The 24,585-nt window shown below is 55.4% G+C and carries 24 protein-coding genes; 18 read left to right on the top strand and 6 right to left on the bottom strand.

Features of this window, described 5'->3' with window-relative positions; genetic code table 11:
• Positions 1-65: 65 nt before the first annotated feature.
• Complete coding sequence (gene plsB, locus NQ230_RS21695) at positions 66-2,486, bottom strand: glycerol-3-phosphate 1-O-acyltransferase PlsB (RefSeq protein WP_063144995.1); 2,421 nt, start codon at positions 2,484-2,486, stop codon at positions 66-68.
• Between the two features lie 154 nt (positions 2,487-2,640).
• Here plsB and NQ230_RS21690 point away from each other — a divergent pair, with 154 nt between their 5' ends.
• The 4 genes from NQ230_RS21690 (at position 2,641) to NQ230_RS21675 (ending at position 5,457) form a co-directional block, all read left to right on the top strand.
• Positions 2,641-3,009, top strand: coding sequence for a diacylglycerol kinase (locus tag NQ230_RS21690; RefSeq protein WP_023334158.1), 369 nt, complete (start codon positions 2,641-2,643; stop codon positions 3,007-3,009).
• 108 nt (positions 3,010-3,117) lie between these two features.
• The gene (lexA, locus tag NQ230_RS21685) at positions 3,118-3,726 is read left to right on the top strand and encodes a transcriptional repressor LexA (protein ID WP_257259099.1); all 609 of its coding nucleotides are present in this window, start codon (positions 3,118-3,120) and stop codon (positions 3,724-3,726) included.
• A 63-nt stretch (positions 3,727-3,789) separates the two neighbouring features.
• Positions 3,790-5,127: an MATE family efflux transporter DinF gene (gene dinF / locus NQ230_RS21680; RefSeq protein WP_257259098.1), complete on the top strand. Its 1,338-nt coding sequence runs from the start codon at positions 3,790-3,792 to the stop codon at positions 5,125-5,127.
• 120 nt (positions 5,128-5,247) lie between these two features.
• The gene (locus tag NQ230_RS21675) at positions 5,248-5,457 is read left to right on the top strand and encodes a CsbD family protein (RefSeq protein ID WP_024906712.1); all 210 of its coding nucleotides are present in this window, start codon (positions 5,248-5,250) and stop codon (positions 5,455-5,457) included.
• Between the two features lie 47 nt (positions 5,458-5,504).
• Here NQ230_RS21675 and zur read toward each other — a convergent pair whose 3' ends face one another.
• Positions 5,505-6,017 (bottom strand): zinc uptake transcriptional repressor Zur, encoded by a 513-nt coding sequence (gene zur / locus NQ230_RS21670; protein ID WP_008503369.1) that lies wholly within the window; start codon positions 6,015-6,017, stop codon positions 5,505-5,507.
• Between the two features lie 115 nt (positions 6,018-6,132).
• On the opposite strand from zur, the gene NQ230_RS21665 reads away from it, so the two are divergent.
• The 4 genes from NQ230_RS21665 (at position 6,133) to pspG (ending at position 9,561) form a co-directional block, all read left to right on the top strand.
• Entirely contained in the window at positions 6,133-6,621 is a 489-nt protein-coding gene (locus NQ230_RS21665) for a cupin domain-containing protein (protein ID WP_121426231.1), read from the top strand.
• Between the two features lie 172 nt (positions 6,622-6,793).
• The gene (locus NQ230_RS21660) at positions 6,794-8,104 is read left to right on the top strand and encodes a conjugal transfer protein TraF (RefSeq protein WP_032662606.1); all 1,311 of its coding nucleotides are present in this window, start codon (positions 6,794-6,796) and stop codon (positions 8,102-8,104) included.
• A gap of 82 nt (positions 8,105-8,186) precedes the next feature.
• Positions 8,187-9,182, top strand: coding sequence for a tRNA dihydrouridine(20/20a) synthase DusA (gene dusA, locus NQ230_RS21655; RefSeq protein WP_032623124.1), 996 nt, complete (start codon positions 8,187-8,189; stop codon positions 9,180-9,182).
• Between the two features lie 136 nt (positions 9,183-9,318).
• Positions 9,319-9,561, top strand: a complete 243-nt coding sequence (pspG, locus tag NQ230_RS21650) for an envelope stress response protein PspG (protein WP_023310044.1) — start codon at positions 9,319-9,321, stop codon at positions 9,559-9,561.
• Positions 9,562-9,745: 184 nt separating this feature from the next.
• Here the strand turns inward: pspG and NQ230_RS21645 are convergent, their stop codons facing one another.
• Entirely contained in the window at positions 9,746-10,729 is a 984-nt protein-coding gene (locus tag NQ230_RS21645; RefSeq protein WP_121932734.1) for a quinone oxidoreductase, read from the bottom strand.
• A 66-nt stretch (positions 10,730-10,795) separates the two neighbouring features.
• Between NQ230_RS21645 and dnaB the strand changes: the two genes are divergently transcribed.
• The 8 genes from dnaB (at position 10,796) to NQ230_RS21605 (ending at position 18,014) form a co-directional block, all read left to right on the top strand.
• Entirely contained in the window at positions 10,796-12,208 is a 1,413-nt protein-coding gene (gene dnaB / locus NQ230_RS21640) for a replicative DNA helicase (protein WP_023310046.1), read from the top strand.
• Positions 12,209-12,224: 16 nt separating this feature from the next.
• On the top strand, positions 12,225-13,304 hold the full coding sequence (gene alr, locus NQ230_RS21635) for an alanine racemase (RefSeq protein WP_257259097.1): 1,080 nt from the start codon (positions 12,225-12,227) through the stop codon (positions 13,302-13,304).
• A gap of 22 nt (positions 13,305-13,326) precedes the next feature.
• Positions 13,327-13,884: a nicotinamide riboside transporter PnuC gene (gene pnuC / locus NQ230_RS21630; protein WP_121426235.1), complete on the top strand. Its 558-nt coding sequence runs from the start codon at positions 13,327-13,329 to the stop codon at positions 13,882-13,884.
• Positions 13,881-14,891, top strand: coding sequence for an AAA family ATPase (locus tag NQ230_RS21625; protein WP_257259096.1), 1,011 nt, complete (start codon positions 13,881-13,883; stop codon positions 14,889-14,891). Before pnuC ends, NQ230_RS21625 begins: the two co-directional genes overlap by 4 nt.
• A gap of 75 nt (positions 14,892-14,966) precedes the next feature.
• A complete protein-coding gene (tyrB, locus tag NQ230_RS21620; RefSeq protein ID WP_121426237.1) occupies positions 14,967-16,160 on the top strand; it encodes an aromatic amino acid transaminase in 1,194 nt (397 codons plus the stop codon).
• A 254-nt stretch (positions 16,161-16,414) separates the two neighbouring features.
• Positions 16,415-17,128, top strand: coding sequence for an acid phosphatase AphA (gene aphA, locus NQ230_RS21615; protein WP_193941020.1), 714 nt, complete (start codon positions 16,415-16,417; stop codon positions 17,126-17,128).
• Between the two features lie 113 nt (positions 17,129-17,241).
• Complete coding sequence (locus NQ230_RS21610) at positions 17,242-17,658, top strand: secondary thiamine-phosphate synthase enzyme YjbQ (RefSeq protein ID WP_029740213.1); 417 nt, start codon at positions 17,242-17,244, stop codon at positions 17,656-17,658.
• Between the two features lie 2 nt (positions 17,659-17,660).
• Positions 17,661-18,014: an MmcQ/YjbR family DNA-binding protein gene (locus tag NQ230_RS21605; protein ID WP_023310053.1), complete on the top strand. Its 354-nt coding sequence runs from the start codon at positions 17,661-17,663 to the stop codon at positions 18,012-18,014.
• 3 nt (positions 18,015-18,017) lie between these two features.
• On the opposite strand, the gene uvrA is transcribed toward NQ230_RS21605, so the two are convergent.
• The gene (uvrA, locus tag NQ230_RS21600) at positions 18,018-20,840 is read right to left on the bottom strand and encodes an excinuclease ABC subunit UvrA (protein WP_121426241.1); all 2,823 of its coding nucleotides are present in this window, start codon (positions 20,838-20,840) and stop codon (positions 18,018-18,020) included.
• A gap of 250 nt (positions 20,841-21,090) precedes the next feature.
• Between uvrA and ssb1 the strand changes: the two genes are divergently transcribed.
• Complete coding sequence (gene ssb1 / locus NQ230_RS21595) at positions 21,091-21,621, top strand: single-stranded DNA-binding protein SSB1 (RefSeq protein ID WP_023310055.1); 531 nt, start codon at positions 21,091-21,093, stop codon at positions 21,619-21,621.
• A 62-nt stretch (positions 21,622-21,683) separates the two neighbouring features.
• On the opposite strand, the gene NQ230_RS21590 is transcribed toward ssb1, so the two are convergent.
• Entirely contained in the window at positions 21,684-21,965 is a 282-nt protein-coding gene (locus tag NQ230_RS21590; protein ID WP_008503385.1) for a YjcB family protein, read from the bottom strand.
• A gap of 644 nt (positions 21,966-22,609) precedes the next feature.
• Between NQ230_RS21590 and pdeC the strand changes: the two genes are divergently transcribed.
• Entirely contained in the window at positions 22,610-24,175 is a 1,566-nt protein-coding gene (pdeC, locus tag NQ230_RS21585) for a cyclic di-3',5'-guanosine monophosphate phosphodiesterase PdeC (protein ID WP_111964200.1), read from the top strand.
• A 6-nt stretch (positions 24,176-24,181) separates the two neighbouring features.
• On the opposite strand, the gene soxS is transcribed toward pdeC, so the two are convergent.
• The gene (soxS, locus tag NQ230_RS21580) at positions 24,182-24,508 is read right to left on the bottom strand and encodes a superoxide response transcriptional regulator SoxS (protein ID WP_013095071.1); all 327 of its coding nucleotides are present in this window, start codon (positions 24,506-24,508) and stop codon (positions 24,182-24,184) included.
• Positions 24,509-24,585: the final 77 nt, after the last annotated feature.

The raw sequence follows: 24,585 nt of genomic DNA, 5'->3' as shown, positions 1-24,585 counted from the left end.
CGGGCCTTTATATTATGCAGAACGCCAGGCCGGGTCAGGTGAAGCCACCACCCGGCTTTTTCACATCACTCGCCCTGCGTGGCGCTCTCAATCGTTAAACGCACGTCCGAAGTGATCAGCTCTGCCAGCATCTGGTACACCTTCAGCGTCTCTTCCGGCTCGGCATCGCCCGTATCGCTAATGAAGCCTTCGTCACGCAGCGTCAGCACCAGAGAGCTGAAGACCGCTTTGTCGAAGAATTCAGGGGCGTTAATGCCGTGCAGAACGGACAGGCGCTGTGCCAGCGTCCGGCTCTCTTTCTCCAGCGTACCGCGGTTGATAGACGGGTTCGCACTCAGCAGCCAGAACGTTATGGCGTAGCGCTGCAGCGTTTCGCGCGCGCCGGCCGCCAGCAGTTGCAGGGTGCGGGAGCGTGACGGATTGATGTGCAGCTCGTCGTTTGAGACGGTGATCAGCCCCTGACGACGCAGCTCTTCCGTCAGTTTATCCAGTTCGCCCGCCAGCTCATCTTTGCTCCAGCGCAGGAACAGCTCCGCTTTCAGCATCGGGTAGAGCGTATCAACGTGACGCAAGAGTTCCTGACGCGAGATACGGCGATGCTGGGTGATGATGGCCGCCATGAGCGACGGCAGCATCAGCATATGGGTGATGTTGTTGCGGTAGTACGTCATCAGAACTGCCTGCTCGCGCGGCAGAATGATGATGTCGCCGATCGTGTCCTTTTCGACTTCAAACTTGTTCATCTGCAACGCGTGATCGATAAGCTCACTGGCGGTAGCAGAAGGCACAGTTGAATCAACGGAATACGGCACGTTGCGCATCATGTCCAGATAGCAATCCAGCTGCTCCGTGAGCTGTTCGCGGGTCAGCGAGCGCTGACGCGAAGCCAGAAGCGCCGTACAGCACAGGTTCATGGCGTTAGCCGCACCGGCGTTGTTAATGCGCACCATCAGCTCGGACGCGATGCCGTTAACCGTTGGCGTCAGCCAGGCTGGACGAATCGCTTCGATAGGATCGATGGATTCGCGCCACTCGGGAACGTGATGGTTCAGGTACGTCATCAGCGGCATCGGCTCGCCAAAGTTCACATAGCCCTGACCGAGATTGCGTAGCTTGCTTAAGCCGCGCAGCATCTGCGGCAGGCTCTCTTTCTCTTTGGTCGCACCGCGCAGCTCTTTGGCGTACGTGCCCACTTCCATCACGTGCTCATAGCCAATGTAGATTGGCACCAGCGTGATTGGACGGGTTCCTCCGCGCAGCATCGCCTGAATGGTCATCGACAGCGTGCCGGTCTTCGGATCGAGCAGGCGTCCGGTACGGGAACGACCGCCTTCGACGAAGTACTCCACAGAATAGCCGCGGCTGAACAGCTCGCCCAGATACTCGCGGAACACGGTGGAGTAGAGCTTGTTGCCCTTGAAGGTACGACGGATAAAGAAGGCGCCCAGGCGGCGGAAAATCGGGCCTGCTGGCCAGAAATTCAGGTTGATACCGGCAGCAATGTGCGGCGGTACCAGCCCCTGGTGATAGAGCACATAGGAAAGAAGCAGGTAGTCCATGTGGCTGCGGTGGCAGGGAACATAGACAATCTCATGGCCGTCATGCGCCAGCTGGCGTACGCGCTCGGCGTTATGAACGTTGATGCCCTGGTAGAGACGGTTCCAGGTAAAGCCGAGAATACGATCGGACAGGCGGATCATCTCGTAAGAGAAGTTCGCTGCAATCTCTTCCATCAGCGCAATGGCGTTCTGCTGGGCTTTCTCATGCGATATTTTCTTGCTGCGCGCTTCGTCTTCAACGGCGCGGGCGATCGCTTTGGAGGCCAGCAGCTTGTTGAACAGATCCTGACGTGCCGGGAGACGCGGCCCTACGGCAGCCAGGCGCTGGCGGGCGAAGTGCATACGCGCCACGCGCGCCAGTTTTTGCGCGATGATCTTGTCGGTGCCGTGCTCGTCCGCCATTCGACGCAGCGAAACGGAAGGGGAGAAACGCACAAAGCTGTCGCGTCCCAGCCAGGAGACCGCGAAGAACTTCTGGATGCCGTTAAGCATGCGCAGCGGCGGGTTCTCTTCACCTTTTTCACGGCCCGGGCGACGACCAAACATCACCGATACCGGCACCATCTGCACATCCAGATCGGGGTTGCTGCGGTGCAGGTCGAGATAGTCATGGAACAGCTTGATGGACTCTTCTTTTGGCGTGTAGTAGGTAAACACGCGCGGTCCACCGTGAATGAACACGTAGCGCGGCAGTAAAGTGCCGTCAACTTCAAGCGGTTCAAGCGGGTCAGGTAAGTCATGCGCCAGACACTGGGCGCGAAGCGTCAGTAAGTCTGCCTTCGAGTTATAAGGCAAAACGTACATAATAGGACGCGACGTATCGAGCCCCAATTCCAGCGCGGGTTCTGCTGGGATAGACTTGCTTTTTACCAGGATGCTTAATGGTAAATTAAGTAATTTGTAGTAAATTCGTGGCCAGCCGGACATAAACGATGTAAAGCCTCTGGTTAATAATGCAATTGCGGCGCAAGGATAACAGAAAGCGCGCAAAATTTCTGTTGTTACCCGTCATACTTCAGGCTGTAGCGAAACGCGCTACAGTTCCTGTTACTGACGCTTTTTTTCATAAAAGGTTCTTTTAATGGCCAATAATACCACTGGGTTAACGCGTATCATCAAAGCCGCCGGCTATTCATGGAAAGGGTTCCGTGCCGCGTGGATCAACGAAGCCGCCTTTCGCCAGGAGGGCGTCGCCGCTATCATCGCGGTGATCATCGCCTGTTTCCTTGATGTTGATGCTATTACCCGCGTACTTCTTATCGGTTCCGTGCTTCTGGTGATGATAGTGGAAATTCTTAATAGCGCTATTGAAGCCGTTGTTGATCGCATTGGTTCAGATTTCCACGAGCTTTCTGGCCGCGCAAAAGACATGGGCTCTGCTGCCGTGTTGCTGGCGATTATCACTGCTGTTATCACCTGGGTCACGCTGCTTTGGTCACATTTCCGATGAGCCTCGAGGAATAATTAAGTCCCTGGTTTTTTGTGCAGTTTTTGGTTCCAAAATCGCCTTTGACTGTATATACTCACAGCATAACTGTATATACACCCAGGGGGCGGAATGAAAGCGTTAACGACCAGGCAGCAAGAGGTGTTTGATCTCATCCGGGATCATATCGGCCAGACGGGTATGCCACCCACGCGTGCGGAAATCGCGCAGCGTCTGGGCTTCCGTTCTCCGAATGCTGCCGAAGAACACCTCAAAGCGCTGGCGCGTAAGGGCGTGATTGAGATTGTTTCAGGCGCGTCACGTGGTATCCGCCTGCTGGTGGAAGAAGAGACGGGCATTCCGCTGGTGGGGCGTGTTGCTGCCGGTGAGCCTTTACTGGCACAGCAGCATATTGAAGGCCACTACCAGGTCGATCCGGCCATGTTCAAACCGAGCGCTGATTTCCTGCTGCGCGTCAGCGGTATGTCGATGAAAGACATCGGTATTCTTGACGGCGATCTGCTTGCGGTGCACAAAACGCAGGATGTGCGTAACGGCCAGGTGGTTGTCGTGCGCATTGATGATGAAGTCACCGTCAAGCGTCTGAAAAAACAGGGGAACACCGTTCAGCTACTGCCTGAAAACAACGAGTTCTCCCCGATTGTGGTCGATCTCCGCGAACACAACTTCTCTATCGAAGGACTGGCGGTTGGGGTCATTCGCAACGGCGAATGGCTGTAACCTCTTCCTGACAGGCTATGGCGCCGCTGTAGCCTGCTTCATTCTCGACTCCCGGTATTTTTCATGTCACTGCTGACGGCATCCGATAAGGCATTGTGGCGTCTTGCTCTGCCGATGATTTTCTCCAATATTACCGTGCCCTTGCTGGGTCTGGTCGATACTGCCGTTATTGGTCACCTTGATTCGCCTGTTTATCTTGGCGGCGTGGCGATTGGCGCGACGGCAACCAGCTTCCTGTTTATGCTGCTGCTCTTTTTGCGTATGAGCACCACCGGGCTTACGGCACAGGCTTATGGCGCAAAAGATCCGCTGCGTCTGGCGCGCGCGCTGGTGCAGCCGCTGATCCTTGCGTTTGGCGCGGGGGCGTTAATCGTTTTATTACGTGCGCCTCTTATCGACCTTGCGCTCCACGTTGTTGGCGGCAGCGAGGCGGTACTGGCGCAGGCGCGACGTTTCCTTGAAATCCGCTGGCTCAGCGCGCCCGCCTCGCTGGCAAACCTGGTTCTGCTGGGGTGGCTACTGGGCGTTCAGTACGCCCGTGCGCCGGTCATTCTGCTGGTGGTAGGCAACCTTATCAACATTGTGCTGGATGTCTGGCTGGTAATGGGCCTGCATATGAACGTGCAGGGCGCGGCGCTGGCGACGGTGATTGCCGAGTACGGAACCTTTATTATTGGCCTGTGGATGGTCTGGCGCGTGCTCGCGATGCGCGGCATCTCCCTGGCGCTGCTCAAAACCGCATGGCGCGGCAATATCCGTAAGCTGCTGGCACTTAATCGTGACATCATGCTGCGCTCGCTGCTGCTTCAGCTCTGCTTCGGCGCGCTGACGGTATTCGGGGCTCGACTGGGGCCAGAAATCGTTGCGGTCAACGCGGTATTGATGACGCTACTGACCTTTACCGCCTACGCGCTGGACGGTTTTGCCTATGCGGTAGAAGCGCATTCCGGGCAGGCGTACGGTGCGCGCGAAAGCGGGCAGCTTCGGGACGTATGGCGGGCAGCCTGCCGTCAGTCGGGACTGGTGGCGCTGGCGTTCGGCCTGGTCTACGCCTGCCTGGGTGAGCAGATCGTGGCATTGCTGACGTCTATCCCTGCGCTGCGCGAACTGGCGAGTCACTATCTCATCTGGCAAGTCATCTTACCGGTAGTCGGCGTCTGGTGTTATCTGCTGGACGGCATGTTTATTGGTGCGACGCGCGGAGCGGAAATGCGCAACAGCATGGCGGTCGCGGCGGCAGGGTTTGGCCTGACGCTGCTGACGCTTCCCTGGCTGGGTAATCACGGTTTGTGGCTGGCCCTGGCCGTTTTCCTCTCGCTGCGAGGGATATCGCTGGCTTTTATCTGGCACCGCCACTGGCAAAACAATACCTGGTTCTCTTCACGTCACGATATATCGTGACGGTTAAAGATTCCGAATATGAAATCAACTGCCGAATCCTTAACTACAATAATTATCACGTCCAGCAGAAAAGAACGTAACGGACGTTACGACCCGACGCTTAACTAAGAGGACACGATGATGAATAAAGACGAAATCGGCGGCAACTGGAAGCAGTTCAAAGGTAAAGCGAAAGAAAAGTGGGGTAAGCTGACCGATGACGATATGACCGTCATTGAAGGTAAACGCGATCAGCTTGTCGGTAAAATTCAGGAACGTTACGGCTATGCGAAAGATCAGGCGGAAAACGAAGTCAAAGACTGGGAAACCCGTAACGACTACCGCTGGTAACGCTGAATAACCCATAGGGCGGCTCTAAGCCGCCTTTTCTTTTGCCGTTAACGCGGCTTTTTCTTCACAAGAATTGAGTGGTCGTGCTGGCAAGCGTCCTGATGGCGACAGGCTTCCACTTCCACGCAGGCAGAGCACAGCCCGTGCGCTTCAATCACATTATGACGCAGGGCAAAACCCATTTTCGCCGCCAGCGTATGCATAATATCTTCCACGCCTTCCGCAGCCTCTTCTTTCACCACGCCGCAGCGGTCACAGATAAACATCGCCGACGTGTGGGTGGGCTGATCGAACAGATGGCACAGCACATAGCTGTTGGTGGATTCAACCTTATGCACGAACCCTTGTTCAAGCAGGAAATCCAGGGCGCGATACACCGTCGGTGGCTTCGCCTGCGGCTCGCTTTCGCGGAGCAGGTCGAGCAGATCGTAGGCGCTGATAGCACCCTGCTGCAGGCTCATCAGACGTAATACTTCAAGGCGCTGCGGAGTCAGGCGCACATTGCGTTGCGCGCACAGCTTTTCGGCCTGCGCTAACAGCTCTTTTGTGGACTTATCCATGTAGCACCCCGGATGTTATAGGACGGAAAACCCCCACTTTATCATGTTCTGGTAAAAACACCGAGATCCGCCAGTCTGTGCTATACCTGACCCATTACAAACCGGGAAATAAACAATGAAAAAACCTGACTGTATTCGGCACTGGCGCGACGTAGAAGGCGCGGATGATTCGACCTATCCAGATAGCGATGAGCTTTTTTCTATAGGCGCCCCGCTGGCTCGCAAGCTCGGGCTTGGACGCATTGGCATCCATCATGAGCGTTTACCGCCCGGGCGCAGAACGTCCTATCCGCATGCTGAAAGCGATGAAGAAGAGTTCATTTACGTGATTGAAGGTTATCCAGACGCGTGGATTAATGGCTATTTATGGAAACTTGAACCGGGCGACAGCGTGGGGTTTCCTGCCGGAACCGGTATCTGCCACACCTTTATTAACAACACGGAGGAAGAGGTGCGGTTGCTGGTCGTAGGCGAGGCCAACAAGAAGCACAATCGCATCTACTATCCCCTCAATCCGGTGTATGCCGCTACCCGAGAGGATCGCTGGGTTGACCACCCACCCCAGTTTTTTGGACCGCATGATGGAAAACCTGGGAAAAAATAATTTCCTCTTCTATAAATATTGAGGGCCGTCACAAAATATAACAGGCCGTAAGGGAGTTTTACTTAGGGAAAGAAATAGCGGGTCTTTTACTACTTATTCACAGCAATAGTTCGTTCCTGTTTGGGTGATAACAGACAGGGGTTATTTCATAACAGACTATAACGGGCATACTGTGAAAAAAAATTTTAAATTTTCGGTGGTGAGTATCGCTGTTTCCTTGTTTATGGCAAATCAGGCGGGAGCAGCCAATACCTGGACAGAATCACGGAGTGACGCAATGGGTGGCACTGGCGTTGCCTCCGGGAGCTATGGTAGCGGGGCGTTAATCAACCCCGCGTTGCTGGCAAAGGCAAAACCGGACGATGATGTGACGGTCATTTTGCCGTCCGTTGGCGTACAGGTGACGGATGAGGACAATCTTCAAGACGAGATAGATACCATCAACGACAAAATCAATCACTATAAGGATGTGGTTGACGACCTCACGCCAGGAGACATTATCACCAATCCGTTAGGTTCCATTAATCAGTTCCAGGGCGCGGCCAAAGATCTGGCCGATGAGCTGGACTATCTCAAGGGTAAAACCGCACGCGCGACAGCAGGTGCAGGGCTTGCCGTGAGTATCCCTAACGATGTGCTTTCCGTGGCCTTTATGGCGAAAGGCTATGCCCATGGCCGGGTGAGCTCGTCTATCGATCAGCAAGATATTGATTATCTGCGCGGTATTCAACAAAGCAAAGTGGTGGCTGCCGGTGTTGCCCTGGACGCTGCGCTGAACGGCACGGATCAGATCACTAAAAATCTCAACTCAACGGCGTCTGGCCGGGCGGCGATTGTGTCCGACTATGGTGTTGCCGTTGCCCGTCAGTTTGACCTCGGCGGCGTCCCGGTTTCCGTAGGGGTTACGCCAAAGCTGCAAAAAACCTGGGTCTATAACTACACCACCTCAATCTACGATTACGACAGTAACAAGTGGAACGACAGCCGCTACCGTACGGACGACACGGGCTTTAACGTCGATGCCGGTATTGCGGCTGATTTCGGCGAACACTGGACGGTAGGCGTGAGCGGACAAAACCTGATGTCGCGCGATATCGACACCAAAGATATCCGTATCCGCAACGGCCGTACGGGAGAAGTGGTGAGCTATAAAGATACCTACCAGATCCGTCCGCTGGTGACCGCCGGCGCCGCCTGGCACAACGATCTGGTGACGCTGACCGCCGATGGCGATTTGACGGAAACCAAAGGCTTCAAGAGCGAAGATACGTCGCAGTATGTGGGTGTCGGTGCCGAGGTTACGCCGCTCAGCTGGCTGGCGGTGCGTGCGGGTTATCGCGCGGACGTGAAGGGTAACGACAGCAATGTCTTTACCGGAGGTGTCGGTTTCGCGCCGTTCAGCACCGTTCATGTAGACCTGATGGGTCTGTACGGTGAAGACGAAACCTGGGGCGCAGGGGCTCAGCTGAGTATGACGTTCTAAAGTCCACCGGAGGCGCTGCGCCTCCGGCTTTTCTTTGTGCTATAGTAGCGCCCCTTTTCCACCAGATGCTTAAAACTTCGCCATGTCGTCAGAATTACAGACCGCTTTCCCTGCACACCGTTTCTCCATTGCGCCGATGCTCGACTGGACGGACAGACACTGCCGCTATTTCCTGCGCCAGCTCTCCCGCCATACGCTGTTGTACACCGAAATGGTGACCACGGGCGCAATCATTCACGGGAAGGGCGACTATCTGGCCTACAGCGAAGAAGAGCATCCGGTTGCCCTGCAGCTGGGCGGCAGCGATCCGGCTGCGCTGGCGCAGTGCGCAAAGCTGGCAGAAGCGCGCGGCTACGACGAGATCAACCTTAACGTTGGCTGCCCGTCCGACCGCGTGCAAAACGGCATGTTTGGCGCATGTTTGATGGGGAACGCGCAGCTGGTAGCGGACTGTATCAAGGCGATGCGCGATGTGGTCTCCATTCCGGTCACGGTCAAAACCCGTATCGGCATTGACGACCAGGACAGCTACGAATTCCTGTGCGACTTCATCAATACGGTATCCGGGAAAGGCGAGTGCGAGATGTTCATCATCCACGCGCGAAAAGCCTGGCTCTCCGGCCTCAGCCCGAAAGAGAACCGTGAGATCCCGCCGCTGGACTATCCGCGCGTGTATCAGCTGAAGCGTGACTTCCCGCACCTGACGATGTCCATTAACGGCGGCATCAAGTCGCTGGAAGAGGCTAAAGCCCATCTGGAACATATGGATGGCGTGATGGTCGGGCGCGAGGCGTATCAGAACCCGGGCATTCTGGCGACGGTCGATCGCGAAATCTTTGGCATCGAAGGCGCGGACACCGATCCGGTTGCCGTCGTGCGTGCGATGTACCCTTACATTGAGCGCGAGCTGAGCAATGGCACGTATCTCGGCCATATCACCCGCCATATGCTTGGCCTGTTCCAGGGTATTCCTGGCGCGCGTCAGTGGCGTCGCTACCTGAGCGAGAATGCGCATAAAGCCGGTGCAGATATCGAGGTGCTGGAACATGCGCTGCGACTGGTGGCAGACAAGCGATAACTTTCGCTAAAAGTTCGTCAAATTCACCACGCCCTGCGAACGTTCGCGGGGCGTTTTGCTTTAATAACAACAGGTTAATACTGGCATGATTCTTGTAATGCCTACTGCATTACTCGGGAACTCGTGGGAGAGCACCATGCTGGAACTACTTTTTGTGATTGGTTTTTTTGTCATGCTGTTAGCGACAGGCGTTTCGCTGCTCGGCATTCTGGCGGCTATCGTGGTGGCGACGGTGGTCATGTTTATTGGTGGATTGTTTGCCCTGACGATCAAGCTGTTGCCGTGGCTACTGCTGGCCATTGCGGTCGTGTGGGTGATTCGGGCGATTAAAGCGCCAAAAGTGCCCAGTTATCAGCGCAATAACCGCTTCCGTTACTAAGGTATTGAGGGGTTCGTCACATACTTGTAACTTTTCCGGCGGCATGGCTTAGAACAGAATAGGATTTACTTATCGAATCTGTCACTATGACTGCCGCTAAAGAATTCATCGAGCTGTACCCTACATACAGCCGAACTAAAAAAAGAAAGGGCTTCCCACGGGAAGCCCAATTTCTTTTTGGGGCTCAGGGAATCAACAAGCTCGACCCCTGCGTCGCCCGGCTCTCCAGCACCTCATGCGCGCGCTGCGCATCGGTCAGCGCGAATTTCTGCGCCTCTGCCACATCCACTTTGATGACGCCGCTGGCGATCAGCGAGAACAGCTCGTTGCTGGCTTCCTCAAGTTCTTCCCGGTTGGTGATGTAACCCTGCAAAGAAGGGCGCGTCACGTACAGAGACCCTTTCTGGTTCAGAATGCCCAGGTTAACGCCGGTCACCGCGCCTGACGCATTGCCGAAGCTGACCATCAGACCACGACGCTGCAGGCAGTCCAGCGACGCTTCCCACGTGTCTTTCCCCACCGAGTCATACACCACGCGCACTTTTTTGCCGCTGGTGATCTCCTTCAGCCGCTCAACAATGCTCTCCTCGCGGTAATTAATCACCTGCCAGGCGCCCGCCTGCAGCGCGCGCTGCGCTTTTTGTGCATTTCCGACGGTGCCGATCAGCTTCGCGCCCAGTGCTTTTGCCCACTGACAGGCGATGAGCCCGACGCCACCCGCTGCGGCATGAAACAGGAACTGCTCGTCGGGTTTAATTTCATAGGTTTTGCGTAGCAGGTAGTAAACCGTCAGACCTTTCAGGAACGAGGCTGCCGCCTGCTCAAAGGAGATGGCGTTAGGCAGCAGGGCGGCTTTATCCGCCGGAACGTTGTGGACGGAGCTGTAAGCGCCCAGCGCAGACTGCGCGTACACCACGCGGTCGCCCTCTTTAATATGCTTGACCGCGCTGCCCACTTTGACGACGACACCGGCTGCCTCAGTGCCCAGGCCGCTCGGCATTGACGGAGGCGGGTAGAGACCGCCGCGAATATAGGTGTCGATGTAGTTAATGCCGATGGCTTTGTTTTCAACCTGCACTTCGTTTTCGCCAGGCGCGGCAGGGGTGAACTCCACCGCTTTCAGTACGTCTGGCCCACCGTGTTTCTGGAATTCAATGCGCGTTGCCATGCTCCCTCCGTAAGAAAAATATGGTAATCTTTCGACCCACTCTTTATCTCGGTAACTCCATTCACTATGGCAGGAAACAAACCCTTCAACAAACAGACTGAACCTCGCGAGCGTGATTTCCAGGTCGCAGGGTTAAAAGTCCCGCCGCACTCGATTGAAGCGGAACAGTCGGTGTTGGGCGGTTTAATGCTGGATAACGAGCGCTGGGACGACGTCGCCGAGCGCGTCGTGGCGGAAGATTTCTACACCCGTCCGCACCGCCACATCTTTACCGAAATGGCGCGTCTGCAGGAGTCGGGCAGCCCAATCGACCTGATCACGCTCGCGGAATCGCTGGAGCGTCTTGGACAGCTCGACAGCTGCGGCGGGTTTGCCTATCTGGCGGAACTGTCAAAAAACACGCCTAGTGCGGCGAACATCAGCGCTTATGCCGATATCGTGCGCGAACGTGCCGTCGTTCGCGAGATGATCTCGGTGGCGAACGAGATCGCCGAAGCCGGTTTTGATCCGCAGGGGCGTACCAGCGAAGACCTGCTCGACCTCGCTGAGTCCCGCGTCTTTAAAATTGCCGAAAGCCGCGCCAATAAAGACGAAGGCCCAAAAAACATCGCCGATGTCCTCGACGCCACCGTGGCTCGTATCGAACAGCTGTTCCAGCAGCCGCACGATGGCGTCACCGGCGTGAACACCGGCTATGACGATTTGAACAAGAAAACTGCCGGCCTGCAGCCGTCGGATTTGATCATCGTTGCCGCGCGTCCGTCGATGGGTAAAACCACATTTGCGATGAACCTCGTCGAAAACGCGGCGATGTTGCAGGATAAGCCAGTGCTTATCTTCAGTCTTGAGATGCCCTCCGAACAGATTATGATGCGTTCTCTGGCGTCGCTGTCGCGTGTGGATCAGACCCGCATTCGTACCGGCCAGCTCGATGATGAAGACTGGGCGCGCATCTCCGGCACCATGGGCATTCTGCTGGAAAAACGTAACATCTATATCGATGACTCCTCCGGCCTGACGCCGACGGAGGTTCGTTCCCGCGCGCGCCGTATCGCCCGTGAACACGGCGGCATCGGTCTTATCATGATCGACTACTTACAGCTGATGCGCGTCCCGTCGCTCTCCGACAACCGTACGCTGGAAATTGCGGAGATTTCCCGCTCGCTCAAGGCGTTAGCCAAAGAGCTGCACGTTCCGGTCGTTGCGCTGTCGCAGCTTAACCGCTCCCTGGAACAACGTGCCGACAAGCGCCCGGTCAACTCTGACCTGCGTGAGTCCGGCTCCATCGAGCAGGATGCCGACTTAATCATGTTCATCTACCGTGATGAGGTTTATCACGAGAACAGCGACCTGAAAGGGATCGCCGAAATTATTATTGGTAAACAACGTAACGGCCCGATCGGGACGGTGCGTCTGACCTTTAACGGACAGTGGTCGCGGTTCGACAACTATGCCGGTCCTCAATATGATGATGAGTAATTTCTAAGGAATTCAAATGCAAGCGGCAACTGTTGTTATTAACCGCCGCGCTCTGCGACACAACCTGCAACGTCTGCGTGAACTGGCACCCGCCAGCAAGCTCGTTGCAGTCGTGAAAGCGAACGCTTACGGACACGGTCTTCTGGAGACCGCGCGAACGCTCCCCGATGCCGACGCCTTTGGCGTCGCCCGTCTTGAAGAAGCCCTCCGCCTGCGCGCGGGCGGCATTACTCAACCCATTCTGCTCCTCGAAGGCTTTTTCGAAGCCACAGATTTGCCGACCATCGCTGACCAGCATCTTCACACGGCAGTGCATAATGAAGAACAGCTCGCCGCACTCGAAACCGCCGAGCTGAGCGAGCCGGTGACCGTATGGATGAAGCTCGACACGGGCATGCACCGTCTCGGCGTGCGTCCGGAGAGTGCGGAAGCGTTTTATCAGCGCTTATGCCGGTGCAAAAACGTGCGCCAACCGGTGAATATCGTTAGCCACTTCGCCCGCGCCGATGAGCCCGAGTGCGGTGCGACCGAGCGGCAGCTGGATATCTTTAATACCTTTTGCGAAGGCAAACCGGGGATGCGTTCGATTGCGGCATCGGGCGGTATTCTGCTGTGGCCGCAGTCGCATTTCGACTGGGCGCGACCGGGCATCATTCTCTACGGCGTGTCGCCGCTGGAGAACAAACCCTGGGGGCCGGACTTTGGCTTCCAGCCGGTCATGTCGCTGGTCTCTAACCTGATTGCCGTGCGTGACCATAAAGCGGGTGAGCCGGTGGGCTATGGCGGTACCTGGTCCAGCGAGCGTGATACCCGTCTTGGCGTGGTGGCGATGGGCTATGGTGACGGATATCCGCGTGCCGCACCGTCGGGTACGCCGGTTCTGGTCAACGGTCGCGAGGTGAAGATTGTTGGCCGCGTGGCTATGGACATGATTTGTGTCGATCTGGGGCCTGAAGCCGAGGATAAGCCAGGCGACGATGTGGTGATGTGGGGAGAAGGTTTACCCGTTGAGCACATCGCGGAAATCACGAAAGTAAGTGCTTACGAACTTATCACGCGCCTGACGTCAAGGGTGGCGATGAAGTACATCGACTAACATTTTACTCCAGGGAAGGATAATGTCCCCTTCAGAAATCGCTGCTTGTCTGGCCTATGCGCTCTCCGTCTGGCTGGCCGCCAGAAATAACATCCATACGTGGTGGATTGGCATCATAGGCAGCGGGCTTTATGCCTGGGTCTTCTATTCTGTGCAGCTATATGCTGACGTTACCCTTCAGTTCTTCTTCATCATTACGAGCATAACCGGCTGGCTGCACTGGCTGAAAGGCAATCGCGGGGATGTACTGCCCGTTCGGCGTACCAGACCGGGGCATTTTTTTATTCTGCTGGCCTGTGCCATGAGCGTGGCGGCGGTGTACGGATTGATTTTGCATCTCTACACCAATGCCTGGGCGCCCTGGCTGGATTCCATCATTTTGACGTTCAGCGTTCTTGCTCAGTTTATGCTAATGGGACGACGTCTGGAAAACTGGTACGTCTGGATTGCCGTTAACACGCTGGCGGTACCGCTGTATGCGATGAGGGACCTGCATCTGACCGCCGGGTTATATCTGCTGTTTTGGTTTAATGCGTGGCACGGGCTTTATCAGTGGCGTAAGGAGATCCGCGCGCAATGAAGCGTTATACCAGCGGCCTGGTTGTGGGCAAATTCGCACCATTACATGCAGGCCATGAAGCGCTTATCAATGCGGCACTTGAGCAGTGCGAGACGGTCTTTATCATTAGCTATTCGGTGCCGGAAATACGCGGTTATGAACCTGAAAAACGACTTCACTGGTTAACGATGCGCTTCCCGCAATGTCGCCACCTTGTGCTTTCTCCGCAGGTGATGGCGTCTTACGATATTGCGCCGCCCCCACCGAACGACGCTGACGCCGATCTGCATCGTCATTACGTTGCCACGCTGTGTGAAGACATCCTGCATTGTCAGCCACAGGCGGTATTTACTGCCGAAGACTATGGCGATGGGTTTGCCAGTGTGTTGAGCCAACGTTTCGGACGACCGGTTGCGCACGTTCGTCTCCAGCGTTCACTGGAACCTGATGCCCCTTCGGGAACGCGCATACGTTCTGATGTTCATCGTTATCGTAAGATGATGTCTCCTGAGGTTTATCGCAGCTTTGTTTTCCGCATCTGCTTATTAGGTGGAGAATCAACGGGCAAAAGCACGCTTTCTAAGGCACTGGCGCAGATGCTAAACGTCCCGTACGTTGCAGAGTATGGTCGTGAACACTGGGAAGCAAAGAATGGTGTTCTTGAGCTGGAGGATTTACTGCATATAGCCCGAGAGCAAGTGCGCCGAGAGGAATTATCCTGTATCGCGCCTTACCTGGTGTGCGATACGTCACCTTTAACGACCTTGTTTTACACGCTCGATCAGTTTGGCAGCGCGCCGCAGGCATTAATTGAGTTAGCCGAACGCGACTATTCTCTGGTCGTACTCTGCGGGGATGAATTTCCCTTTGTGCAGGATGGGACCCGTCAGGATGAGGCGTTTCGTCATCGGCAGCAAGCGTGGTATGAAGCGGAGCTGTCACAGCGAAATATCCCCTTTTTGCGCGTGCAGGGTCCACTCTCTGCGCGAATCGATCAAATTTGCCGATATATCCAGGGGCTGGCCTGATATCGCTCTCGACCTTCTCCCACTTCCGGTTTATTGTTGAAATCCCTGCCTCATCGAATTCCGGAGAACCATCGCGTGTTTCAGAAAGTTGACGCCTATGCCGGCGACCCTATCCTCTCCTTAATGGAGCGTTTCAAAGAAGATCCTCGCAGCGACAAAGTGAACCTGAGCATCGGTTTGTATTACAACCACGAGGGTTTTATTCCTCAGCTGCAGGCCGTTGCCGAAGCTGAAGCGCGTCTGAACGCTGTTCCACACGGCGCGTCGCTCTATCTGCCGATGGAAGGGTTAAATGCCTATCGCAGCACCATTGCGCCGCTGCTGTTTGGTGCCGATCACGCGGTGCTCGCGCAAAAACGCGTGGCGACCATCCAGACGCTGGGCGGCTCGGGTGCGCTGAAAGTGGGTGCAGACTTCCTGAAAAAATACTTCCCGGATTCAGGCGTGTGGGTGAGTGACCCGACGTGGGAAAACCACGTTGCGATCTTCGAGGGCGCAGGCTTCAAAGTGGCGACCTATCCGTGGTTCGACAGCGAAACTAACGGCGTGCGCGTTGAAGCGCTGCTGGAAAAACTGAACACCCTGCCGGAGCGCAGCATTGTGCTGCTGCATCCATGCTGCCATAACCCGACCGGTGCGGATCTCACCAATGCCCAGTGGGATGCGGTGATTGAGGTACTGAAGGCCCGCAATCTGATCCCGTTCCTCGACATTGCCTACCAGGGCTTTGGCGCGGGCATGGAAGAAGATGCATACGCCATTCGCGCCGTGGCCAGCGCCGGGCTGCCAGCGCTGGTCAGCAACTCCTTCTCTAAAATCTTCTCCCTGTACGGTGAACGCGTTGGCGGCCTGTCCGTGGTGTGTGAAGACGCCGAAGCGGCAGGTCGCGTGCTCGGCCAGCTTAAGGCGACGGTGCGCCGCATTTACTCCAGCCCGCCGAACTTTGGTGCGCAGGTGGTGGCGACGGTTCTCGGTGACGAGCAGCTGAAAGCGTCCTGGCTTGCGGAAGTGGAAGCGATGCGCCAGCGCATTCAGACGATGCGTCAGGAGCTGGTTAACGTCCTGAAAGAGGCCGTGCCGGGACATAATTTCGACTATCTGCTCAAGCAGCGCGGGATGTTCAGCTATACCGGACTGAGTGCGGCCCAGGTCGATCGCCTGCGCGAAGAGTTTGGCGTCTACCTGATCGCCAGCGGCCGTATGTGCGTGGCGGGTCTGAATGCCAGCAATGTTCATCGCGTGGCGCAGGCGTTAGCTGCTGTAATGTAAGTACTTACCAACCCTCCCTCTCCCCGTGGGAGAGGGCCGGGGTGAGGGCATCAGGCCGCAGAAAATCTTGCCCGGTGGCGGCTGCGCCTTACCGGGCCTACACGCCTCTTCCGCGCTTTGTGATCGTCTTCTTTTTATTCAGCTTCATAAGCAAAAACTCCTTCCCTTCACCTCCCGCTGGGGTTATGGTCGGATAGTTTTTTGACCACTCACTCAAAATAAAACGATAACAAACTGAATATTCAGGGGAAAATATGCGCAAGATCACACTGGCGCTCAGCGCCGCCTGCTTATTGTTCTCGCTTAATAGCGCCGTCGTCGCGCGAGCTTCTGCCCCGACGCCGCTTTACACCGGCACCACCGCCGCCATTCTCGCCGAGCAGGCGCCCATTCACTGGGTTTCCGTGGCCCAAATCGAAAACAGCCTGATGGGCCGTGCGCCAATGGCCGTAGGTTTTGACATTGACGATACCGTGCTGTTCTCAAGCCCCGGCTTCTGGCGCGGTAAGAAAACGTATTCACCAGACAGCGAAGCGTATCTGAAGAACCCGGAATTCTGGGAAAAAATGAATAACGGCTGGGACGAATTCAGCATCCCGAAAGAGGTTGCCCGTGCGCTTATTGCCATGCACGTGAAGCGCGGTGACAGCATTTATTTTGTGACCGGCCGCAGTCAGACCAAAACGGAAACCGTCTCTAAAACGCTGCAGGATGATTTCCAGATCCCGGTGACCAGCATGAATCCGGTAATTTTTGCCGGTGACAAAGAAGGGCAAAACACCAAAACCCAGTGGCTGGAAAAGAAAAATATCAAAGTATTCTACGGCGATTCAGATAACGACATCACCGCCGCGCATGACGTGGGTGCCAGAGGGATCAGGGTGTTACGTGCCTCTAACTCCACGTATCGACCGCTGCCGATGGCCGGAAAGTTTGGCGAAGAGGTGATCGTCAACTCGGAGTATTAAGTACCCGGCAGCGGGTTTGACTCTTTTTTAATCAAATCTCGCTGCTGCGGGTTTTACCTTTCGTCTTCTTGCTGCACACTTAGAAAGATTCATCTTTCATCACGGAGCAGCACATGTGGTACCAACAGACCCTGACCTTAAGCGCAAAACCACGCGGATTTCACCTGGTGACGGATGAAGTCATCGGGCAACTCCGCGACCTGTCGCGGGTGAAAACGGGTTTGCTGCATCTGCTGCTTCAGCATACGTCCGCCTCTCTCACGCTTAATGAAAATTGCGATCCCACCGTCCGGTCCGACATGGAGCACCATTTTCTGAAGAGCGTCCCGGACAACGCGCCTTACGAGCATGACTATGAGGGGGCGGACGATATGCCTTCGCATATTAAATCCTCCCTGCTGGGCGTATCGTTGATGCTGCCGGTTCACAACGGGCGGCTGATGTTGGGAACGTGGCAGGGGATCTGGCTGGGAGAGCATCGCATTCACGGTGGTTCGCGTAAAATTATCGCCACGCTACAAGGGGAATAAAGATGACAATTTCGGAGATACTTCAGTACTGCATGAGCAAGCCCGGCGCGGAGCAGAGCGTCCACAGCGACTGGAAAGCCACGCAGATTAAGGTGGGTGATGTGCTGTTTGCGATGGTGAAAGAGGTGGAAGGCCGCCCGGCGGCGTCGCTGAAAACCAGCCCTGAACTGGCGGATTTGCTCCGTCAGCAGCATGATGACGTGAGGCCGAGCAAGCACCTCAATAAGGCGCACTGGAGCACCGTCTATCTGGACGGTTCGATTCCAGGCTCGCAGATTTACTACCTGGTGGACGCGTCCTATCAGCAGGCGGTTGAGCTGCTGCCGGAAACCACCCGACAGCAACTCTCCGTGTGACAATTACAGCAACGGTTTAAGGAAGCGCGCGGTGTGCGAGGCTTCGCACTCTGCAACGGTCTCTGGCGTACCGGAGACGAGAATTTCACCGCCGCCGCTGCCGCCTTCCGGGCCGAGATCGACAATCCAGTCCGCGGTTTTAATCACGTCCAGGTTATGTTCGATGACCACGATAGTGTTGCCCTGGTCTCTGAGCTGATGCAGAACCTCGAGCAGTTGCTGGATGTCGGCAAAGTGCAGGCCGGTGGTCGGCTCGTCCAGAATGTAGAGCGTCTGACCGGTGCCGCGTTTTGACAGCTCACGCGCCAGCTTCACGCGCTGCGCTTCACCGCCGGACAGCGTGGTGGCGGACTGTCCCAGACGAATGTAGGTCAGGCCCACGTCCATCAGCGTCTGAAGCTTACGCGCCAGCGCAGGGACGGCGTCAAAGAACTCGCGCGCCTCTTCGATGGTCATATCCAGCACTTCGTGGATGGTCTTGCCTTTGTACTTAATCTCCAGCGTTTCACGGTTATAGCGCTTGCCTTTGCACTGGTCGCACGGCACGTAGATATCCGGCAGGAAGTGCATCTCAACCTTGATCACACCGTCGCCCTGGCACGCTTCGCAGCGGCCGCCGCGCACGTTAAAGCTGAAACGTCCTGGCGTATAGCCGCGGGAGCGCGCTTCCGGCACGCCGGCAAACAGTTCACGAACGGGCGTGAAGACGCCGGTATAGGTTGCCGGGTTAGAGCGCGGGGTACGGCCAATCGGGCTCTGGTCAATGTCGATAACTTTATCGAAATGCTCCAGCCCATGGATGTCGCGGTACGGTGCAGGTTCGGCCAGCGTCGCGCCGTTCAGCGCCGTCTGCGCAATCGGGAACAGCGTATCGTTGATCAGCGTCGATTTACCGGAACCGGACACGCCGGTGATACAGGTAAACAGGCCAACCGGCAGCGTCAGGGTGACGTCTTTCAGGTTGTTGCCGCGCGCGCCGGTCAGCTTCAGCACTTTTTCCGGATCTGCCGCTACGCGCTGTTTCGGCACTTCAATCTTGCGCTTGCCGCTCATGAACTGGCCGGTCAGCGACTCGGGCACCGCCATGATGTCCTTCAGCGTGCCTTCCGCGACCACCTGACCGCCGTGTACGCCAGCGCCTGGGCCAATGTCGATGACGTGGTCAGCCGCACGGATCGCATCTTCGTCGTGCTCGACCACGATCACCGTGTTGCCGAGGTTGCGAAGGTGGACAAGCGTGCCGAGCAGACGCTCGTTGTCGCGCTGGTGCAGGCCGATGGACGGCTCATCCAGCACGTACATTACGCCGACTAAGCCCGCGCCAATCTGGCTGGCCAGACGGATACGCTGGGCCTCACCGCCGGAGAGCGTTTCCGCCGAGCGGGAAAGCGTCAGGTAGTTCAGGCCGACGTTCACCAGGAACTTCAGGCGATCGCCGATCTCTTTCAGCACTTTTTCGGCAATTTTTGCACGCTGGCCGGAGAGCTTCAGGTTGTTGAAGAAGTCCATCGCGTGGCCGATGCTCATGTCAGAGATGGTCGGCAGCGCGGTGTTTTCCACAAACACGTGACGCGCCTCGCGGCGCAGACGCGTGCCTTCACAGGTGGCGCAGGAGCGGTTGCTGATAAACTTCGCCAGCTCCTCGCGCACCGCGCTGGATTCGGTCTCTTTGTAGCGGCGCTCCATATTGTGCAGCACCCCTTCGAACGGGTGGCGACGCACGGAGGTATCGCCGCGATCGTTCATGTACTTGAACTCGATGTTCTCTTTGCCGGAACCGAACAGGATCACTTTGTGCACGTTCGGGCTCAGGCTCGCCCACGGCGCTTCGACGTCGAACTTGTAGTGCTCCGCCAGCGATTTCAGCATCTGGAAGTAGTAGAAGTTACGCTTGTCCCAGCCGCGAATGGCGCCGCCCGCCAGCGACAGCTCCGGGTTCTGGATCACGCGGTCCGGGTCGAAATACTGCTGAACGCCCAGGCCGTCACACGTCGGGCACGCGCCCGCCGGGTTGTTAAAGGAGAACAGGCGCGGTTCCAGCTCGCGCATGCTGTAGCCGCAAATCGGGCAGGCAAAGTTGGCGGAGAAGAGCAGCTCTTCCGCTTTTGGGTCATCCATGTCGGAGACCACGGCCGTGCCGCCGGAGAGTTCCAGCGCGGTTTCAAAGGATTCCGCCAGACGCGTGGCGAGATCGTCGCGTACCTTAAAGCGGTCAATCACCACCTCGATGGTGTGCTTCTTCTGCAGCTCCAGCTTTGGCGGATCGGACAGGTCACACACCTCACCGTCGATACGGGCGCGGATATAGCCCTGGCTTGCCAGGTTTTCCAGCGTTTTGGTGTGTTCGCCTTTTCGCTCTTTGATGATCGGCGCCAGCAGCATCAGGCGTTTGCCTTCCGGCTGCGACAGCACGTTATCCACCATCTGGCTTACGGTCTGGGCCGCCAGCGGGACGTCGTGGTCTGGGCAGCGCGGCTCGCCCACGCGGGCATACAGCAGACGCAGGTAGTCATGAATTTCGGTAATGGTCCCGACCGTTGAGCGCGGGTTATGTGAGGTGGACTTCTGCTCAATAGAGATAGCAGGGGACAACCCTTCAATATGGTCGACATCCGGTTTTTCCATCAGCGACAGGAACTGACGCGCGTACGCAGAGAGTGATTCAACGTAACGACGCTGTCCTTCGGCATACAAAGTGTCGAAAGCCAGTGAGGATTTGCCAGACCCCGAAAGCCCGGTCACGACAATGAGTTTGTCGCGAGGGATTATGAGGTTGATATTCTTGAGATTGTGGGTGCGGGCGCCCCGAACTTCGATCTTATCCATTCACCTTTCCCGGTTGGAACACGGATTGCCTGATTTGTTTGAAGGACAAACGGCTGTCAGAAACGGCTAATTATGACACAATTTGACCTGTTTGAATATACAGTATTGGAATGCATTTTCTGATTGGCTGTGTAACAATGTTGAGTTGCGAGAGAACTCTGGAACGTGCTACGCAACTATCAAAGTGCAGCATGGAAATGTTACACTCGCGCGTTTACACTATTAAGAAACGTATTCAGGAGACACGAACATGGCCAGCAGAGGCGTAAACAAGGTGATTCTCGTCGGTAATCTGGGCCAGGACCCGGAAGTACGCTACATGCCGAGTGGTGGCGCAGTTGCCAACATTACGCTGGCTACTTCCGAATCCTGGCGTGATAAAGCGACCGGTGAGATGAAAGAGCAGACCGAATGGCACCGCGTTGTGCTGTTTGGCAAACTGGCCGAAGTGGCCGGTGAGTATCTGCGTAAAGGTTCTCAGGTCTATATCGAAGGCCAGCTGCGTACCCGCAAATGGACCGATCAGTCCGGTGCTGAGAAGTACACCACTGAAGTTGTGGTTAACGTGGGCGGTACCATGCAGATGCTGGGTGGCCGTCAGGGCGGTGGCGCACCGGCAGGTGGCGGTCAGAGCCAGCAGCAGGGCGGTTGGGGTCAGCCTCAGCAGCCGCAGGGCGGCAACCAGTTCAGCGGCGGCGCACAGTCTCGTCCGCAGCAGCAGTCTGCTCCGGCGCCGTCTAACGAACCGCCAATGGATTTCGACGACGACATTCCGTTCTGATTTCCGAGTGCTTAAAATAAAAAACCCAGACTATGGTCTGGGTTTTTTTATTCCGTAAGGGATCAGGTAATCACCATCGGCCAGTCTGGCGGCGTGTGGCTCATCGCCTCAACCATCACCACTTTAATATTTTCCCAGACGGCGGCGATATCCAGCAGGGTGATGCCAAGCAGACCCGTTGCAAACCAGCAGGCCGCACCCAGCCCCAGCAGGGTGCTGATGACAGCAAGACCCGCATAGTCAGATTTACGAAACTGAATGTTCAGCGTGCTGGCTAAAAACATCAGTACCGCACTCAACAAAGGCCAGCGCAGGAGAACCATGCTGGTAGTAATGGTTGCCATAAACCCCATCCTCTACAAAACAGACGAACTGAATGAAACGGTGTTTCTCGTTACAAAATATGTGTGAACTATATCACATTTGTTGATTTATTCGCCAGTCTCTGTGTGAGCAAAAAGAGGATTTTATTCCTCTGGAAAGCTGATTGTACAGGCTGGTTCTGCCTTCGGCGCATGAGGGGATGGACCCACAGCGTGCCGGAAACGCCCACCGGGCAGGTGGGAATACCGCAAATTCGGTTTTTATAAGCGGGGCGTTATTCTCAGCCGAAGCTGAAAATATTGTGCGAAGTCTGATTATTTATAAATCAACGAGCACAATAACCCAGAGCAAATAGCATAAAACGTCATGAGGAAGTTGTACTTTTTTCATGCTGTCAGACGTTTGGCTTAATCAACGATCGTCTGTTGTGTTATCTTCCCGCCTGACCCTGCGGGCTGGATAATTATTTTCCTTAATTGAAACGGAACGAATACTTACAGTTTAACTTACGGGAAAATATTATCGTCATAACGAAATTTAAGATTTTTAATACGAAAAGTCAGTTGCTAACTTCGCATGATTCATGCAACGTAATCACCTGTTTAACAAAGCATCCGGCCTTCATTACTACAGGCGTACAACATGCAGGGATATAGGGCGGGAAATGAATCGTAGCGCGCGGCGCAAAATGCTCAGGGTAGTAGGGATCATCATGGTAGTTATGCTGCCGGTGATGCTTGCGCTATGGTTTGCCCAGCTACGAGCCGTGTCTGAAACAAGCGCCCAGCTAAGGACATTTGCTGAACTGGCTTTAGACAAAACAGAACTGGTTATTCAACAGGTTGAGCTGGCCCGGGACGAGGCTGAAAAATATCAGGGTGAGCTTTGCACGCCGGGACATCGTCAATATATGCTGAACGTTGTTCGTGGCCGCCTGTTTGTCGCCGATTTAATTTACGCTGAAGGTCAGAATTTTCTTTGTTCGACCGTTTTTACACCGGATCACCCCTACGCCATTCCTGTTGCTAATTACACGCGTAAACCTGACGTCGCTATCTATTATTATCGCGATACCCCATTTTATACTGGCTATAAAATGACATATATGCAGCGCGGAAATTATGTGGTGGTCGTCAACCCGCTTTCATACAGCGAAGTCATGTCTGCGGATCATTCTCTCTCGTGGGGCGTGTACGACACGGTAACCAATGCTTTCTTTTCCGTCAGCCAGAAAGCCAATGTTTCTTTATTAAATTCGATGATTCGGGATAAGGAATCGGTATTTCAAAAAGATAACCGCTTTTATACGATCGTAACATCCCCTAAAAGACCTATTGCGGCCATTGTGTCGACATCGAATAAACGCTTTTATGAAACGCTTTATCACCAGGCGACGTTGACGCTGCCGCTGGGCATGATCTGCAGCATTATTATTTTGCTGGTATGGTCCCGTACCCATCGTGAGCTCAACTCGCCGGGGCGCTTACTGCACCGGGCGCTGAACAAACGACAGCTTTGCGTGCACTATCAGCCGATTATTGATATCAAGAACAACCAGTGCGTGGGCGCGGAGGCGTTGTTACGCTGGCCTGGTTTTAACGGGCAGGTGATGAGCCCGGCGGAGTTTATTCCGCTGGCGGAAAATGAGGGGATGAGCGAGCGGATTACGGACTATGTCGTTGAAGAGGTGTTCAACGATCTGGGCCATTTCCTGGCCGAGCACCCGCATCTCTATATTTCGATTAACCTGTCGGCCACGGATTTCCACTCCTCGCGGCTGATCGCCATGATCTCCGACAAGGCTCGCCACTACGCCGTCCGTGCGCAGCAAATCAAAATAGAAGTGACGGAACGCGGTTTTATCGATGTGCCAAAAACCACGCCGGTGATTCAGGCTTTCCGTCAGGCAGGTTATGAAGTCGCGATCGATGACTTCGGTACCGGCTATTCGAACCTGCACAACCTCTACTCGCTGAACGTGGATATTCTGAAAATCGATAAATCATTTATCGATACCTTAACGACCAACAGCACCAGCCACCTGATCGCTGAGCATATTATCGAGATGGCGCAAAGCCTGCGGCTGAAAACCATTGCGGAAGGGGTAGAGACGGCAGAGCAGGTAAGCTGGCTGCTGAAGCGCGGCGTCCAGTTTTGTCAGGGATGGCACTTCGCGAAAGCGATGCCGCCCCAGGAATTTATGACCTGGCAGCAGCAGCCTTTGCACTGAGGGTAATTAATTCAACTGGTGGCGATAGTCGCTCGGCGTGCGGTCAAACTCGCGGCGAAACACGCGGGAAAAGGTTTGTTGCGATACATAGCCAAGATCCATCGCAATATCAAAAATGGGCCGCTGCGTTGAGCGTAGTGCCTGCGCCGCCAGCAGCAGTCTGCGCTGGCGAATGTACTCACCCAGCGTCTGATGCATGACCGTGCGGAACATTCTCTGTAAATACCATTTCGAATAGCCCGACTTTTTAGCGACCACATCAATGTTCAACGGTTGGTCGATATGTTCATCAATCCATTCAATAAGTGTCTGAATAATCTGCTGATGCGACATAAGGTTGCCCCTCTGTAGATACAACTATCTCGGTTAATTCGTCGTTTTCTCTGCGGGGGAGTATAATTCCTCAAGTT

This window comes from Enterobacter asburiae (assembly GCF_024599655.1).
Classification (GTDB): domain Bacteria; phylum Pseudomonadota; class Gammaproteobacteria; order Enterobacterales; family Enterobacteriaceae; genus Enterobacter; species Enterobacter asburiae_D.
The sequence above is the reverse complement of the archived record's forward strand: the minus strand, read 5'-3'. Positions and strand labels throughout refer to the sequence as shown.

Bases quoted from the DNA above. Each gene is read 5' to 3' on its own strand.
- NQ230_RS21690 (WP_023334158.1), top strand. From the start codon at position 2,641: ATGGCCAATAATACCACTGGGTTAACGCGTATCATCAAAGCCGCCGGC.
- pspG (WP_023310044.1), top strand. From the start codon at position 9,319: ATGCTGGAACTACTTTTTGTGATTGGTTTTTTTGTCATGCTGTTAGCG.
- NQ230_RS21675 (WP_024906712.1), top strand. From the start codon at position 5,248: ATGAATAAAGACGAAATCGGCGGCAACTGGAAGCAGTTCAAAGGTAAA.
- plsB (WP_063144995.1), bottom strand. From the start codon at position 2,486: ATGTCCGGCTGGCCACGAATTTACTACAAATTACTTAATTTACCATTA.
- NQ230_RS21665 (WP_121426231.1), top strand. From the start codon at position 6,133: ATGAAAAAACCTGACTGTATTCGGCACTGGCGCGACGTAGAAGGCGCG.
- dusA (WP_032623124.1), top strand. From the start codon at position 8,187: ATGTCGTCAGAATTACAGACCGCTTTCCCTGCACACCGTTTCTCCATT.
- NQ230_RS21610 (WP_029740213.1), top strand. From the start codon at position 17,242: ATGTGGTACCAACAGACCCTGACCTTAAGCGCAAAACCACGCGGATTT.
- uvrA (WP_121426241.1), bottom strand. From the start codon at position 20,840: ATGGATAAGATCGAAGTTCGGGGCGCCCGCACCCACAATCTCAAGAAT.
- pdeC (WP_111964200.1), top strand. From the start codon at position 22,610: ATGAATCGTAGCGCGCGGCGCAAAATGCTCAGGGTAGTAGGGATCATC.
- NQ230_RS21605 (WP_023310053.1), top strand. From the start codon at position 17,661: ATGACAATTTCGGAGATACTTCAGTACTGCATGAGCAAGCCCGGCGCG.
- pnuC (WP_121426235.1), top strand. From the start codon at position 13,327: ATGTCCCCTTCAGAAATCGCTGCTTGTCTGGCCTATGCGCTCTCCGTC.
- dinF (WP_257259098.1), top strand. From the start codon at position 3,790: ATGTCACTGCTGACGGCATCCGATAAGGCATTGTGGCGTCTTGCTCTG.
- aphA (WP_193941020.1), top strand. From the start codon at position 16,415: ATGCGCAAGATCACACTGGCGCTCAGCGCCGCCTGCTTATTGTTCTCG.
- NQ230_RS21625 (WP_257259096.1), top strand. From the start codon at position 13,881: ATGAAGCGTTATACCAGCGGCCTGGTTGTGGGCAAATTCGCACCATTA.
- ssb1 (WP_023310055.1), top strand. From the start codon at position 21,091: ATGGCCAGCAGAGGCGTAAACAAGGTGATTCTCGTCGGTAATCTGGGC.
- alr (WP_257259097.1), top strand. From the start codon at position 12,225: ATGCAAGCGGCAACTGTTGTTATTAACCGCCGCGCTCTGCGACACAAC.
- NQ230_RS21645 (WP_121932734.1), bottom strand. From the start codon at position 10,729: ATGGCAACGCGCATTGAATTCCAGAAACACGGTGGGCCAGACGTACTG.
- zur (WP_008503369.1), bottom strand. From the start codon at position 6,017: ATGGATAAGTCCACAAAAGAGCTGTTAGCGCAGGCCGAAAAGCTGTGC.
- soxS (WP_013095071.1), bottom strand. From the start codon at position 24,508: ATGTCGCATCAGCAGATTATTCAGACACTTATTGAATGGATTGATGAA.
- NQ230_RS21590 (WP_008503385.1), bottom strand. From the start codon at position 21,965: ATGGCAACCATTACTACCAGCATGGTTCTCCTGCGCTGGCCTTTGTTG.
- dnaB (WP_023310046.1), top strand. From the start codon at position 10,796: ATGGCAGGAAACAAACCCTTCAACAAACAGACTGAACCTCGCGAGCGT.
- lexA (WP_257259099.1), top strand. From the start codon at position 3,118: ATGAAAGCGTTAACGACCAGGCAGCAAGAGGTGTTTGATCTCATCCGG.